Annotated in this window: 13 protein-coding genes; 10 read left to right on the top strand and 3 right to left on the bottom strand. The window is 61.8% G+C overall.

All coding sequences use genetic code 11. The annotated features are described in order from the left end of the window. Positions 1-29: 29 nt before the first annotated feature. Positions 30-851, bottom strand: a complete 822-nt coding sequence (locus PMI07_RS09310; RefSeq protein WP_007762876.1) for a MurR/RpiR family transcriptional regulator — start codon at positions 849-851, stop codon at positions 30-32. A 181-nt stretch (positions 852-1,032) separates the two neighbouring features. Between PMI07_RS09310 and iolG the strand changes: the two genes are divergently transcribed. Then, positions 1,033-2,028, top strand: a complete 996-nt coding sequence (iolG, locus tag PMI07_RS09305) for an inositol 2-dehydrogenase (protein ID WP_007762878.1) — start codon at positions 1,033-1,035, stop codon at positions 2,026-2,028. Between the two features lie 6 nt (positions 2,029-2,034). On the opposite strand, the gene PMI07_RS09300 is transcribed toward iolG, so the two are convergent. Next, a complete protein-coding gene (locus tag PMI07_RS09300) occupies positions 2,035-3,036 on the bottom strand; it encodes a substrate-binding domain-containing protein (RefSeq protein WP_007762881.1) in 1,002 nt (333 codons plus the stop codon). Between the two features lie 191 nt (positions 3,037-3,227). Between PMI07_RS09300 and PMI07_RS09295 the strand changes: the two genes are divergently transcribed. From PMI07_RS09295 to PMI07_RS09260, 8 genes are all read left to right on the top strand, one after another. Further along, a complete protein-coding gene (locus PMI07_RS09295; protein WP_007762883.1) occupies positions 3,228-4,256 on the top strand; it encodes an ABC transporter substrate-binding protein in 1,029 nt (342 codons plus the stop codon). 80 nt (positions 4,257-4,336) lie between these two features. After that, positions 4,337-6,568, top strand: a complete 2,232-nt coding sequence (locus tag PMI07_RS09290) for an iron ABC transporter permease (protein ID WP_007762886.1) — start codon at positions 4,337-4,339, stop codon at positions 6,566-6,568. After that, positions 6,565-7,626, top strand: coding sequence for an ABC transporter ATP-binding protein (locus PMI07_RS09285; protein ID WP_007762889.1), 1,062 nt, complete (start codon positions 6,565-6,567; stop codon positions 7,624-7,626). The genes PMI07_RS09290 and PMI07_RS09285 overlap by 4 nt, the downstream gene beginning before the upstream one ends. Positions 7,627-7,655: 29 nt before the next feature. Further along, the gene (locus tag PMI07_RS09280) at positions 7,656-8,477 is read left to right on the top strand and encodes an inositol monophosphatase family protein (protein WP_037086103.1); all 822 of its coding nucleotides are present in this window, start codon (positions 7,656-7,658) and stop codon (positions 8,475-8,477) included. Positions 8,478-8,581: 104 nt separating this feature from the next. Beyond that, positions 8,582-9,886 (top strand): sn-glycerol-3-phosphate ABC transporter substrate-binding protein UgpB, encoded by a 1,305-nt coding sequence (gene ugpB, locus PMI07_RS09275; RefSeq protein ID WP_007762893.1) that lies wholly within the window; start codon positions 8,582-8,584, stop codon positions 9,884-9,886. 66 nt (positions 9,887-9,952) lie between these two features. Continuing rightward, the gene (gene ugpA, locus PMI07_RS09270) at positions 9,953-10,834 is read left to right on the top strand and encodes a sn-glycerol-3-phosphate ABC transporter permease UgpA (protein WP_024163689.1); all 882 of its coding nucleotides are present in this window, start codon (positions 9,953-9,955) and stop codon (positions 10,832-10,834) included. 9 nt (positions 10,835-10,843) lie between these two features. Next, positions 10,844-11,692 (top strand): sn-glycerol-3-phosphate ABC transporter permease UgpE, encoded by an 849-nt coding sequence (gene ugpE, locus PMI07_RS09265; protein ID WP_007754502.1) that lies wholly within the window; start codon positions 10,844-10,846, stop codon positions 11,690-11,692. Further along, positions 11,692-12,735, top strand: a complete 1,044-nt coding sequence (locus PMI07_RS09260) for a sn-glycerol-3-phosphate import ATP-binding protein UgpC (RefSeq protein WP_007754503.1) — start codon at positions 11,692-11,694, stop codon at positions 12,733-12,735. The genes ugpE and PMI07_RS09260 overlap by 1 nt, the downstream gene beginning before the upstream one ends. Before the next feature lie 114 nt (positions 12,736-12,849). On the opposite strand, the gene PMI07_RS09255 is transcribed toward PMI07_RS09260, so the two are convergent. After that, positions 12,850-13,614, bottom strand: a complete 765-nt coding sequence (locus PMI07_RS09255) for a FadR/GntR family transcriptional regulator (protein ID WP_007754504.1) — start codon at positions 13,612-13,614, stop codon at positions 12,850-12,852. Positions 13,615-13,903: 289 nt separating this feature from the next. Between PMI07_RS09255 and dgoD the strand changes: the two genes are divergently transcribed. Further along, positions 13,904-15,052: a galactonate dehydratase gene (gene dgoD / locus PMI07_RS09250; RefSeq protein WP_007754507.1), complete on the top strand. Its 1,149-nt coding sequence runs from the start codon at positions 13,904-13,906 to the stop codon at positions 15,050-15,052. The last annotated feature ends 62 nt before the right edge of the window (positions 15,053-15,114 follow it).

The following is a 15,114-nucleotide window of genomic DNA, read 5'->3' as shown; positions in this document are numbered from 1 at the left end:
TCCATTTTCTCAATTTTCAATATAAAAATTCATGCGGAACCCGGTTTAGCGGTACCGACACTGACCGCCAGCGCCGTTGCAAGACAGAGGGTCGCCGCCGGAGAGCGAAAGGCGCCGAAATCGACTTCCGAGACCAGCAGCGTGACCGGCCGGAATTTCGCCAGCGGCCCGATCGCTGAATCGGTCACTGCAACGATGGGAATATTGCGGGCAGCCGCATTTTCAACGAGGTCCAATGTGGGCGAGGAATAGGGCGAGAAGGTGAAGGCCAGGAGCGCATCGCCTTTCCGGATCGCATGCCGGTTATCGAGCTTTCCGAGCGACGTGTGCAGCACGGCCGGCACTTCCATCTTCTCGAAAATATAGGCCATGTAGGTCGCGATCGAGAAGGATCGGCCGAGACCGACAATATGGACAACATTCGCGGCCGACAACAGGTTCGCGGCCTCGGTCAAGTTCGCCGGATCAACGGTGTTCAGCAGGCTTTCCAGGGATGCCCGGCCCGCATCGACGAATTCACCGAGCAAGGCAGCTGGACTGCCCTCCGGTTTTTCCCGCAGGTGCTTCAACCGCGTCGAATAATCCGGCCAGCCGCCGACATAGGATTCGCGAAACAGCCGCTGCATCTCGGAAAAGCCCGAAAAGCCGAGGATCTGGCAGAAGCGCATCAGTGCCGATGGCTGGACGCCGGCTCCCTCCGCCATCTCCGCGACGGTCGACACGGCAATTCGGTCCTTGTTGGCGGCCACGTAGTCGGCGCATTGGCGCAGCCTTTTCGGCAGGCTTTCGGAAACTTCGAGAAGCTTTTCCTCAAACGCCTTCAAACTCGCCGGCGGTGCGTTATCCCCCATGGAGGCCTCTTCGATCCTGCTTGACATAAACGAAATCACAATCTAGCAAAATAGAACAGATATTCCAAATTCTGATTTGGACGAGCCACACCTATCGGCACGACGGCCGGGAGACGGACAAAAGCGTCAGGTGCCGACGAGCTCGCAACAACGATCGACCGCATCGTCATGGGAGGACATCATGGTCATGAAACTGGCGCTTCTCGGCGCAGGCCGCATCGGCAAGGTACATGCGCGCGCCATCGCGGAGGACAAGCGAGCGCAGCTCGTCGCCGTGGTGGATGCCATGGCGGATGCGGCGACAGCGATTGCCGATAGCACGGGCTGCGCAGTCAGCACGATCGACGCGGTCGAGGCCGATCGCGATATCGATGCCGTGATCATCTGCACGCCGACCAATACCCACGCGGACCTCATCGAACGTTTCGCCAGGGCCGGCAAGGCGATCTTCTGCGAAAAGCCGATCGACCTCGACGTCGAGCGCGCCAAGGCATGCCTGGAGACGGTTCGCAAGACGGACGCCAAGGTGATGCTCGGTTTCAATCGCCGCTTCGACCCACATTTCCGCGCCGTCCGCCAGGCGATCGACGACGGCAGGATCGGCAAGGTGGAAATGGTGACGATCACCAGCCGCGATCCCGGCCCGCCGCCCGCCGAATATATCAAGGTTTCCGGCGGCATTTTCCGCGACATGACGATCCACGATTTCGACATGGCGCGCTTCCTGCTCGGCGAGGAGATCGACACGGTCATGGCGTCAGGCGCCGTCTTGGTCGATCCGAAGATCGGCGAGCTCGGCGACTATGACAGCGCAAGCCTGATCCTGACGACGAAAAGCCGCAGGCAGGCCATCATCTCCAACTCACGTCGGGCGAGCTACGGTTATGACCAGCGCATCGAGGTTCACGGATCGCTGGGCTCGGTCGCGGCCGAAAACCAGCGGCCGGTCTCGATCGAGGTCGCCAACAAGGACGGCTATACCCGCCCGCCGCTGCACGACTTCTTCATGACACGCTATACGGCGGCCTATGCCGCGGAAATCTCGGCCTTCATCGACAGCCTCGAAAACGGCTCGGCTCCCTCGCCTTCCGCCGAGGACGGCGTGATCGCGCTGGCGCTCGCCGATGCGGCGCTGCGGGCCGCAACGGAAGGCAGGGCGGTCAAGGTCGCTTACTGAGCGCCCTCAGCCGCCCCTCACCGATCCGCGCCAGACGAGTTCCGCATCAAGTCTTCGGGAATTCGCCTCGGCCGACGTGACCTGATCGAGCCAGGTGACGGCTTCGGCCGCAATCTGCTCGACGGGCTGGGCAAAGGTCGTGAGATTGTAGGACGACCAGGACGCCTGCTCGATATCGTCGAAGCCGACGACGCAGAGTTCGGACGGGATGGCAAGGTTGAACTGGTGCCGCGCGGTATCCATCAGCCCGCAGGCAAGCAGGTCGTTGACGCAGAAGATCGCGTCCGGCCGTTTCTCGCGCGTGAGCAGCCGTTGCGCCAGCACCACGCCGCTCTGATAGGTGGTCGAGCCGAAACGTTCGACGGTCACCTCGAGGCCATGTTCGCGACCCGCAGCGCAAAAACCCTCCTCGCGGGCCATCAGGCTCGGCGTCATCGCTTCCGAATTGGCGAAGGCGAAGTTGCGACAGCCGGCGCGCAGCAGGGCGATGAAGCTACGCCGGGCTGCTTCACGATCATTGAGGTTGATCATCAGGGCACCATCCCGGTCTTCGTCCCGGTTGATCAGCACGAGCCGCTGGCCGCTCTTGAGGCAGAGATCGGTGATCGACTTGTCCGGCATGCCGGACAGGATGATCGAGGCATCGGCGCGGTAGCTGATCGCCTGGCGGAGCGCTTGGTCGACGCTGTCGTCGGAGCGGTCGGTATTGATCAGCATGGCGATCTTCGAGGCGCTCTGGAGTTGGCCGGTGAGCGCGCGGATGAGGCTCGCGCGATAGGGCGTATCGAGCTCTGAAACGATCAGGCAGACAATGCCGCTTTCGTTGCGCATCAGCCCGCGGGCGAGGTGGTTGACGTGATAACCCAGCGCCTCCGCCGCCTCGCTCACCCGCCGCCTCGTTTCTTCCGAAACGCTCGCACCCGGCGTGAACGTGCGCGAAACGGCCGACCGGGACACGCCGGCCCGGTCAGCGACTTCCTTGGCACTGACGAAAATCTTGCGGCTCATCGCCCTCTCCCTTGCCTCAATCAATGCCTATTTTTGCAAGCGAGTGCAACAAGCAGATGACAAGAGGTAGGGCGAAACATCGAATTCTTTAGCGATTTGTTATTGACAAGATCCACGACTACGTGAAACCATTGCACACGCTTGCAAAGGCGGGTGATGTGGAGGCGTCACCATAATCTGGGAGGATAATCATGCGCCTGGCTCTCACGGCCGCTGCCGCTCTTGCGGCCGGCTTGACGATGAATGTATCGGCATCTCGTGCCGCTGAAGAACTCAATCTGATCTGCTCTGCCGACGTGGTCATCTGCGAGATGATGCAGCAGATGTTCCAGAAGGATACCGGCATTCAGGTGAACATGGTTCGCCTGTCGTCCGGCGAAACCTATGCCAAGATCCGCGCCGAGGCGCGCAATCCGAAAACGGACATCTGGTGGGCCGGTACCGGCGACCCGCACCTGCAGGCCGCATCCGAAGGACTGACCCAGGAATACAAGTCGCCGCTTCTCGGCGAACTCAACGACTGGGCGAAGAAGCAGGCGGAAAGTTCCGGCTTCCGCACGGTCGGCGTCTATGCCGGCGCGCTCGGCTGGGGTTACAATACCGAACTCTTCAAGCAGAAGAACTACAAGGAGCCCAAGTGCTGGGCAGACCTTCTGGACGCGTCGTTCAAGGGCGAGATCCAGATGGCCAATCCCAATTCGTCGGGTACCGCCTATACGGCGCTGGCGACGCTCGTGCAGATCATGGGCGAAGACAAGGCCTATGACTATCTGAAGAAGCTCAACGCCAATATTTCACAATATACCAAGTCCGGCTCCGCACCGGTCAAGGCGGCCGCCCGCGGTGAGACGGCGATCGGCATCGTCTTCATGCACGACGCGGTGGCTCAGGCCGTCGAAGGCTTTCCGGTCAAGTCGATCGCACCTTGCGAAGGCACCGGCTACGAAATCGGCTCGATGTCGATCGTCAAGGGCGCCCGCAACCTGGAAAACGCCAAGAAGTGGTATGACTGGGCGCTGAAGGCCGATGTGCAGTCGCATATGAAGGAAGCGAAATCCTTCCAGCTTCCGTCGAACGCCAAGGCAGAAGTGCCAAAGGAATCGCCGAAGTTCGCGGACATCAAGATGATCGACTACGATTTCATCAAATATGGTGACCCGGGCACCCGCAAGAAACTGCTTGAGCGCTGGGACAAGGAGATCGGCGCGAACGCCAACTGATCCGATCGCCGTCGTCGCGCTGCGGCTTGGCCTGCAGCGCGGCTGAACTTTTGTGCTCTTGATGAGGTTCCCGGCCGGCCATGGACAATCGCAATCGCAGACTAGACCTTGTCCTTGCCGTCGGCGCGGCGGCCATGGTCTTGTTGCCGTGGTACCGGATCGAGAAGGGTTTCCTGTCATTCTCCTGGCTGGGGGATTTTCCGGGAGCGGCCTCGGCCGCTCCCGGAATACTGCAGATCTTCATGCACGGCCGCTTCTGGCTGCTGGCCGCCTTGCTGGCACTTCTCGGCGCGATCGCCGCGCGGTTCGTGACCGATCCGATGCGGCGCGGCGCGCTTCTCGCCTGGGCGGGCGGCTTCGGTGTCGTTTTTCTCGCGCTCCAGGGGCTTGCGATCGGCAATACCGGCTGGAGCTGGACGATCAGCGAGACACTCTTCGGTGAACTCGCCGGCGGCCAGTCTTCTATGGGTGCCGGCGCCGTCCTCATGTCCGTGGTCTTCGTTCTGCTGTTCTCCTTCGGCCTTGCCGAAAGGGGTGTGATGCGCGGCGACGCGTTTGTCGTCTCGACCATCTCGGTGCTGATCTTCCTCGTCGCGGTCTTCGTCTTTTATCCGATCGGCAGCATGTTCATCGGCGCCTTCCAGGATTTCGACGGTTCGGTGAATTTCGACGGATTCAGCCGCAACATCGTCGATTCCTCGATCTGGAGCCTCGATTGCGTCATTGGCGGTGCCCGCTGCGGGATCGCCTGGCGCACGCTTTTCCTGGCGATCATGACGGCTGCAGGCTCGACCCTCCTGGGTCTCGCCTTCGCTCTGGTCGCGACGCGCACGCATTTTCCCTTCAAGAAGGGCCTGCGGCTCCTGACCGTGCTGCCGATCATCACCCCGCCCTTCGTGATCGGCCTAGCGCTCACGCTTCTGTTCGGCCGCGCCGGCGTCGTCACCCAAGGCCTTTCGTCGGTCTTCGGCATCGAACCGAGCCGCTGGCTCTATGGCCTGACCGGCATCTGGATCGCGCAGGTCCTTTCCTTCACGCCGATTTCCTTCCTCGTGCTGATCGGCGTCGTCGAAGGGGTGAGCCCTTCGATGGAGGAAGCTTCGCAGACATTGCGCGCAAACCGCTGGCGCACCTTCTGGCGCGTTTCCCTACCGCTGATGAAACCCGGCCTCGCCAACGCCTTCCTGATCGGCTTCATCGAAAGCATGGCGGATTTCGGCAACCCGCTGGTGCTCGGCGGCAGTCATGGCGTGCTTTCGACGGAAATCTTCTTCGCCGTCGTCGGTTCGCAGAACGATCCGGCCCGCGCCGCGGTGCTTGCGATGATCCTGCTCTGCTTCACCCTGTCAGCCTTCCTCGCCCAGCGGCTCTGGCTTTCGGGCAAGAATTTCGCGACCGTCACCGGCAAGGGCGACAGCGGCGCCCATATCGCACTGCCCCGCCCGCTTTCGATTGCCGTACATGCGCTCGTTATCCCCTGGATGATCTTCACGCTCGTCGTCTACGGCATGATCATCTTCGGCGGCTTCGTGAAGACCTGGGGTCTCGACAACACGCTGACGCTTGCCCATTACACCAAGGCCTTCTCCGTCACCATTCGCGACGGCTCGCTGGCCTGGACCGGGGTCGCCTGGAACTCGTTCTGGACGACGATGGAGATCGCACTGATCTCGGCGCCGCTGACGGCCGCCGTCGGACTGGCCACGGCCTATGTGATCGTCCGGCAGAAATTTGCCGGCCGCGAACTCTTCGAGTTCGCCCTGATGATGAGCTTTGCCATTCCCGGCACGGTCATCGGCATCAGCTACATCATGGCCTTCAACCTGCCGCCGCTCGAAATGACCGGCACGGCGCTGATCCTCGTCGCCTGCTTCGTCTTTCGCAACATGCCGGTCGGGGTTCGCGGTGGCATCGCGGCGATGAGCCAGCTCGACAAAAGCCTCGATGAGGCCTCGATGACGCTTGGGGCGACCAGCTTCCGCACGATCCGCAAGGTCATCCTGCCGCTCTTGAGGCCGGCGATCACTGCAGCGCTGGTCTATTCCTTCGTACGCGCCATCACCTCGATCAGCGCCGTCGTCTTCCTGGTCAGCGCTCAATACAACATGGCGACCTCCTATATAGTCGGCCTGGTCGAGAATGGCGAATATGGCGTGGCGATCGCCTATTCCTCGATGCTGATCGTGGTGATGATCGCCGTCATCGCCGGCTTCCAACTGATCGTCGGTGAACGGCGACTGCGGCGTGAAAACCGCATCTCGGCCTCGCGCGCCCGCGTTCCGACCTCCCTGCAGCAGGAGAAAATCGCATGAGCCTCACCCAGGCCGGATCCGTCGTCTTCCAGAACGTCCGCAAGACTTTCGGCGCGTTCACGGCCATTCACGACCTGTCGCTGACTGTCGAGCCCGGCACGCTGGTGACGTTGCTCGGCCCCTCCGGCTGCGGCAAGACCACAACGCTGCGCATGCTCGCCGGCCTCGAACATCCGAGCTCCGGCCGCATCCTGATCGGCGGCAAGGACGTCACCATGCTGCCGGCCAACGAGCGGGACGTCTCGATGGTCTTCCAGTCCTACGCGCTTTTCCCGCACATGAATTCGCTCGACAACGTCGCCTACGGGCTGGAGTCGTCCGGGCTGAGCAGGAGGGACGCGCGCGAAAAGGCCGAACACGGGCTCGAACTCGTCGGCCTTGCGGGCATGGGACGCCGTCTTCCGGCTGAACTTTCCGGTGGCCAGCAACAGCGTGTCGCCGTCGCCCGCGCGCTGGTCCTCGAACCTCAGGTCCTGCTGCTCGACGAGCCGCTGTCCAATCTCGATGCGCGGCTGCGCCGCCGCGTCCGCACCGAAATCCGCGAGCTTCAGCAACGCCTGCAGTTCACCGCCGTCTACGTCACCCACGACCAGGACGAGGCGCTTGCGGTCTCAGACAAGATCATCGTGATGAAGGACGGCGAGATCGCCCAGGAAGGCAGCCCGCGCGACCTCTACGAGGCACCGGCCTCGTCCTTCATCGCCGACTTCATCGGCGAGGCAAATGTCGTGCCCTGCGAGATCATCGATATCTCGGGCACACAGGCGACCGTCGGCATTGAAGGCCTGAGGCATGTTGTGCCGGCGCGCGGTGCGAGGCCCGGCCGCGGCAAGCTCGCGGTAAGACCGAATGCCATCACGGTCGAACCGGCCGAAAGCGCCGCCTTTTTCGGGCGGATCAGGCACACGGCCTATCTCGGCGACCATATCGAATACGAGGCGGAAACGAGCGGCGGGACCTTGTTCATCGTAGACCCGTCGGTCGACCGTCCTCTTCCCCCCGGCACGCAGGTCGCAATCGGCCTCAAGAGCCGGGGCATCGCCATCATCGCGGAATGAAAGATCCGCAGACAGGGACACGTTTCTTCATGAACAACAACCAGCAGCAAATCAAGGATCGCCACGCGCTTGCCGAAAAGGTTGCGCGGGAAGCGGGAAAGGTCGCGTTCGACTATTTCAACCGCCGGGAAACACTGATCATCGAAACCAAGGGCGATCCGCAGGATGTCGTTTCGATCGCCGACCGGGAGGTGGAAAATCTCATCCGCGACCGCATGTCCGAAACATTCGCGGACGACGGATTCCTGGGCGAGGAATACGGCCTTGCCGACGGCAGTTCCGGTTATACCTGGGTCGTCGACCCGATCGACGGCACCAGCCCCTTTGTCAGCGGCATGCCGAACTGGTGTGTCTCGATCGCCGTTCTCCATGACAGGAAACCGGTCGTCGGCGTCATCTATGTGCCCTGCCATGACGAGATTTATTCGGCGGCGACCGGACAGGGCGCAACGCTGAACGGCAAGCGGCTTTCGCTTGATGCGAAGAAGACGATCCGCAACGGGCTGACCGGCATCGGCGCCAACCACCATGTCACGCCGGCCGCCGTCGCCAAGATCGTCAGCGATCTCCTCGAAGGCGGCGGCAATTTCGTCCGGCTCGGGTCGGGCGCGTTGATGCTCGCCTATGTCGCTGCCGGGCGGCTGGTCGGCTATTACGAGCCCTATATGCACGCCTGGGACTGCCTCGGCGGCTATTGCATCGTCGAGGAAGCCGGCGGCTGGTTCCTGCCCTTCCCCACGGAAGGAGGGCGGCTCACCAAAGGCGCCCCGGTGCTCGCAGCGGGCCCTGGGGCCGTCAGCGACCTCAAACGCATCGCCGGCGTCAGCGCAGGAGATTCGGCGGCGGCATAGCCGCTTCATCCGCGCGCTGCCCGAACCTCTGGATCGAGCGACGCGCAAAAAAAGGGTCCTGCCGGACCCAATCTTCGGCTCATGGGAAAGGGAGGAAAACATCCATGAAAATCGTCCTTACTTCGGCAATTGCCGCAACCACATCGCTGCTGATGGCTTCGAGCGCCATGGCCGTCACCGAAATCCAATGGTGGCACGCCATGACCGGCGCCAATAACGAGGTCGTCGAGCAGCTTGCCAAGGAATTCAACGAAGGCCAGAAGGACTACAAGATCGTTCCGGTCTTCAAGGGCAGCTATCCGGAAACGCTGAATGCCGGCATCGCCGCCTTCCGCGCCAAGCAGCCGCCGGCGATCATCCAGGTCTTCGACGCAGGCAGCGGCGTGATGATGGGTGCCCAGGGCGCTATCGTGCCGGTCGCCGACGTACTGACCAAGGGCGGCTACAAGTTCGACAAGTCGCAATATCTGTCCGGCATCGTCGCCTATTATTCGAAGCCGGACGGCACCATGCTGTCTTTCCCCTACAACTCCTCGTCGCCGATCCTCTATTACAACAAGGATATCTTCCAGAAGGCCGGCCTCGACGCCGCCAATCCGCCGAAAACCTGGCCACAGGTCTTCGAGGCTGCCAAGAAGATCAAGACCAGCGGCGCTGCCCCCTGCGGCATGACCTCGACCTGGCTCACCTGGATCCAGACTGAAAATCTCGCCGCCTGGAACAACGTCTCCTATGGCAGCAATGAAAACGGCCTCGCCGGCGTGGATGTGAAACTCGCCTTCAACTCCGACTTCTTCGTCAAGCACTTCCAGACGATCGCCGACCTCGCCAAGGAAGGCACCTTCCGCTATGGCGGCCGCACGTCGGAAGCCAAGCAGCTCTTTACGTCGGGGGAATGCGGCATCATGACGGAATCCTCCGGCGGTCTCGGCGACATCATCAAGACCGGCATGAACTACGGCATCGGCCAGCTTCCCTATTACGAAGGTGCCGGCCGGCCGCAGAACACCATTCCGGGCGGCGCCAGCCTCTGGGTCTTCGGCGGCAAGAGCGATGCGGAATACAAGGGCACGGCTGAGTTCTTCAACTTCCTGTCGCAGACCAAGATCCAGGCCCGCCTGCACCAGGTTTCCGGCTACATGCCGGTGACGATGGTCGCCTATGAGGAAACCAAGAAATCCGGCTTCTATGACAAGAACCCCGGCCGCGAGACGCCGCTCCTTCAGATGATGGGCAAGGCGCCCACCGAAAACTCCAAGGGTGTTCGCCTCGTCAACCTGCCGCAGGTCCGAGACATCATGAACGAGGAGTTCGAGTCGATGTTGGCCGGAAAGCAGGATGCCAAGACCGCCCTCAACAAGGCCGTCGAACGCGGTAACGCAGCGATCCAGCAGGCAATCGAAAAGTAAGCATCGCAGGCCGCCCGTGTCTTTCCGGCACGGGCGGCCTCGTTCGCATTCCAACGGAGCCTGCCCGTGCAAACCGTCGTCTTTCCGAACAAGATCCTGCCCTACATCCTGGTCGCGCCGCAGATCATCCTGACGGTCATCTTCTTCTTCTGGCCTGCAAGCCAGGCGCTCTATCAATCGGCCATGCGGGAAGACCCGTTCGGCCTGCGGAGCAGTTTCGTCGGGCTTGCCAATTTCAGGTTGATCCTGTCGGACGAGAACTATCTGCATGCGCTGCAGGTAACGATCGTCTTCAGCGTCGCGACCGCCCTGCTATCCATGGGCCTGGCGCTGCTGCTGGCAACGGCGGCGGATCTCGTGGTGCGCGGCAAGGGGTTCTACAGAACCCTGATGATCATTCCCTATGCGGTCGCGCCGGCGGTTGCCGGCATGCTGTGGCTTTTCATGTTCAATCCCGCCATGGGGACCCTGGCCTACATTGTAAGACGCAACGGCATTGCCTGGGACCCGTTGCTCAACGGTGATCAGGCGATGGTGCTGGTCGTGGTTGCCGCCGCCTGGAAGCAGATCAGCTACAATTTCCTGTTCTTCGTCGCGGGCCTGCAGGCAATCCCGAAATCGCTGCTGGAGGCGGCGGCAATCGACGGCGCCCGCGGCAGCCGCCGTTTCTGGACGATCGTCTTCCCGCTTCTGGCGCCGACGACCTTCTTCCTGCTCGTCGTCAACACCGTCTACGCGTTCTTCGACACGTTCGGCATCATTCATTCCGTGACCGGCGGCGGGCCGGCCAAGGCGACCGAAACGCTGGTCTACAAGGTTTACAACGACGGCTTCGTGAACCTCAACCTCGGTTCGTCCGCCGCCCAGTCAGTCGTGCTCATGGTCATCGTCATAGCACTCACCGCCTTCCAGTTCCGCTTCGTCGAGCGGCGCGTGCATTATGGCTGAGGACATTCAATGATCGAAAACCGCCCTCTCGCCTCCCTCATGGCGCATCTGATGCTGATCCTCGGCATCATCATCGTCGCCTTCCCGATCTATTATACCTTCATTGCCTCGACGGCGACCTCGAGCGCCATCATCCGTCCGCCGCTTTCGCTGTTGCCCGGCGGGCACATGATGGAAAACTACAGCGAATCCATCTCGGGCGGCGTCGAGCGCGTGGTCGGCGTCAGTCTCGAACGGCTGCTGTTCAACAGTTTCGTGGTGGCGATCGCCATTGCCATCGGCAAGATCATCATCTCGTTCCTTTCGGCCTTCGCGATCGTCTTCTTCCGCTTTCCCTTCCGCATGGGTTTCTTCTGGATGATCTTCATCACCCTGATGCTACCGGTGGAAGTGCGCATCCTGCCGACCTACAAGGTCATCGTCGATCTCGGCTTGATCGATACCTATGCCGGTCTGACCCTGCCGCTGATGGCGTCGGCGACCGCCACCTTCCTCTTCCGGCAGTTCTTCCTGACGATCCCGGGCGAGATGGTCGAGGCTGCCCGCATCGACAATGCCGGGCCGTTCCGCTTCATGCGGGACATCCTGCTGCCGTTGTCGACGACCAATATCGCCGCGCTCTTCGTCATCCTGTTCATCTACGGCTGGACGCAATATCTGTGGCCGCTGCTGGTCACCAATGACGCCAAGATGAACACGATCATCATCGGCCTGCGCCGAATGGTGGATTTCGCGGATGCCTCAACCCCATGGAACTACGTCATGGTCACCGCGATCCTGGCGATCATTCCTCCCGTCATCGTCGTGGTGCTGATGCAGCGCTGGTTCGTCAAAGGTTTGGTGGAGACCGAGAAGTAATGGCAACAATCGAACTCAAGGATGTCCGCAAGGTCTATGGCGGCAGTATCGAGGCGATCAAGGGCGTGTCGCTCGATATCGAAGACGGCGAGATGATCGTGCTGGTCGGCCCCTCCGGTTGCGGCAAGTCCACCCTGCTGCGCATGGTGGCAGGCCTTGAAAGCATCTCGGCGGGCGAGGTGACGATCGCCGGCAAGCGCGTCAACGAACTGGAACCGGCCGAGCGCGACATCGCCATGGTCTTCCAGAACTATGCACTCTACCCGCACATGACGGTGCGGCAGAACCTCGCCTACGGACTCAAGAACCGCAACACGCCGAAGGACGAGATCGATCGCCGCATCACCGAAGCCGCTCGCGCGCTGGAAATCGAGCCCTTCCTCGAACGCAAGCCGCGCCAGCTTTCCGGCGGCCAGCGTCAGCGCGTCGCCATGGGCCGTGCCATCGTCCGCAAGCCGGCCGCCTTCCTGTTCGACGAACCGCTATCCAACCTGGACGCCAAGCTGCGCGTCCAGATGCGGGTCGAGATCCGCCGCCTGCAACGTTCGCTCGCCACGACGTCGATCTACGTCACCCATGATCAGATGGAGGCGATGACGCTCGCCGACCGGCTAGTCGTGCTGAATGCCGGCCGGATCGAGCAGGTCGGCACGCCGATCGAACTCTATGAAAAGCCGGCGACCACTTTCGTCGCGACCTTCATCGGCTCGCCGTCCATGAACCTCATGAAACTTGGCGAAGGCGCCGGCTGGAAGATGTCGCCCGATGCGCGACTGCCGAATAGTGCTGCCACGATCGGCATCCGCCCGGAGGATATCGTAGTCGCCAATGGCAATGCTCCCGGACCCATCAGGGCCGAGGTTCAGGTGGCGGCGGTCGAACTGGTGGGCGCGGAAAGCTACGTCCATGCCATGACGGCCGACGACAGTCCTGTCGTCTTCCGCGTCCCAGGCCGCTCGGGCATCCGGATCGGCGAGACCATGGCCCTGACGGCGGACCCCAGCCGTTTCCATCTGTTCGACGCGGCCGGAAAGAGGGTTTGAGCGCGGGAGGGGTGAACATCCCCTCGGCGCTGGGGATCAAGAGCTCGGTATGACAGGGTCGCGGCAGGCCGCGACCGCAAGCTCCGCTCCTCGCGCAACTGGGAGCTGAAACCGTCAGGGGACTGGCGTTGTAACCTTGCTCGCTTGAAGTACCTCGCTCAGTTCCCGCCGCGCGCCGGCGACCAGGGTTTCCATGGCGCGCCGGGCACCTTGCGGGTCGCGCATGCGGATGGCATCGAGCACTGCCCGGTGAATGTTGAGGGCATATTCATGCGATTGGCTCGCGCGGTTGGTGATGCGAAAGCTCGCTAACAGGGCCGCACCGATAGCGGCCGCAAACTGGCGGTATACCCAGTTGCCGGAAGCATTGATGATCGCGGTGTGGAATTGCAGGTCGGCCTGGCTCCAGGCATCCGTATAGCGGGAGTGGGCTGCGACCATCTCGTCGAACGCTTCCGCGATGACCATGATCTGTCTCGTGGTCGCATTGATTGCAGCCGCCTCCGCCGCAGCCGGCTCCAGCACCATGCGTGCATCGACAAGCGACTGGTAGAACCGCTCGTCCTTCGGATGCCTCATCGCCGCGTCGAGCACGATCGGGTCGAGATAGTTCCACTGATCCCGCGGCAGGACGATCGTCCCGCCACGCGTGCGCGACCGCACCATGCTCTGCGCCACCAGATGCTGCATCGATTCCCTGAGTGTCGTGCGGCTGACGCCGTAGAGTTCCTGGAGATCGGCTTCGTTCGGAAGCGTCGATCCCTCTGCAATCTCGCCGGAAACGATCCGGTCTATCAGCACATGGAGCAGGTTGTCCTTGACGGGTCGCCGGCCACCTTTTTCGCGCGTGTGCGCATTCGCTCTCCCCGATTCCGCCATACAGCTCCATCCCTGGCAATCCTTGGGGTCTACCCATAGACGAAATGTCCCAAAAGATAAATCGCATTTAAATTGACAATAAATACGATTTATTTTAGATGGCAAATGGAGGTGCTGGAGGAGACCCGTACCCCGCAAGCTGATGACGCTGCCTTCGTTGCAGATCGAACGCGCCCCCCGCCTTAAATACGGAGCGCGACCGAAACCGTCATGTCTTTCGGGAGCGAACGCGTCCTGCCGCACGGATGTGCATTCGCCGGCCAAAGGCCGGATGACGAGTTGAAAACGAATGAAGATCACGAAGCTGACCACCTATATCGTCCCGCCACGCTGGCTGTTTCTGAAGATCGAGACGGATGAGGGCGTTGTCGGCTGGGGCGAACCGGTCGTCGAAGGCCGCGCGCTGACCGTGCAGGCGGCCGTGCACGAACTCGAGGACTATCTGATCGGCAAGGATCCGTTCCTGATCGAGGATCACTGGAACGTCATGTATCGCGGCGGTTTCTATCGCGGCGGTGCGATCCATATGAGCGCGATCGCCGGCATCGACCAGGCGCTCTGGGACATCAAGGGCAAGGCGCTTGGGGTCCCCGTCCATTCGCTGCTCGGCGGCCAGGTGCGCGACCGTATCAAGGTTTATTCCTGGATCGGCGGCGACCGCCCTTCGGATGTAGCGCGCAACGCCAAGGACGTCGTCGCCCGCGGTTTCAAGGCGATCAAGCTCAACGGTTCCGAGGAGATGCAGATCGTCGACACCAACGAAAAGGTGGACAAGGCGGTCGAAACCATCGCCATCATCCGCGAGGCGGTCGGCCCGCATATCGGCATCGGCGTCGATTTCCACGGCCGCATCCACAAGCCGATGGCCAAGGTGCTCGCCAAGGAACTTGAACAGTTCAAGCTGATGTTCATCGAGGAGCCCGTCCTTTCGGAAAACCGCGAGGCGCTCAAGGAAATCGCCAACCATTGCTCCACCCCGATCGCGCTCGGCGAGCGGCTCTATTCCCGCTGGGATTTCAAGCAGGTCCTGTCGGACGGTTATGTGGACATCATCCAACCGGACCTCTCCCATGCCGGCGGCATCACCGAATGCCGCAAGATCGCGGCGATGGCGGAAGCCTATGACGTGGCGCTGGCGCCCCATTGCCCGCTCGGACCGATCGCGCTTGCCGCCTGCCTGCAGATCGATGCCGTCAGCTACAACGCCTTCATCCAGGAGCAGAGCCTCGGCATCCACTACAACAAGACGAACGACATCCTGGACTACATCGTCAACAAGGATGTCTTTGCCTATGCGGACGGTTTCGTGGGGATCCCGCAGGGTCCCGGCCTCGGTATCGAAGTGGACGAGGAATACGTCATCGAGCGCGCCCGCGAAGGCCATCGGTGGCGCAATCCCGTCTGGCGCCACGAGGACGGCAGCGTCGCCGAGTGGTGAGATTACGTGGGCCGGATCTCTGGCCCGAGGAGATTGAGGCGGCGTCGCAAGGCGACGCCTTC

This window comes from Rhizobium sp. CF080, from assembly GCF_000282095.2.
Classification (GTDB): Bacteria; Pseudomonadota; Alphaproteobacteria; order Rhizobiales; family Rhizobiaceae; genus Neorhizobium.
This window is presented reverse-complemented; position numbering and strand designations above follow the sequence as displayed.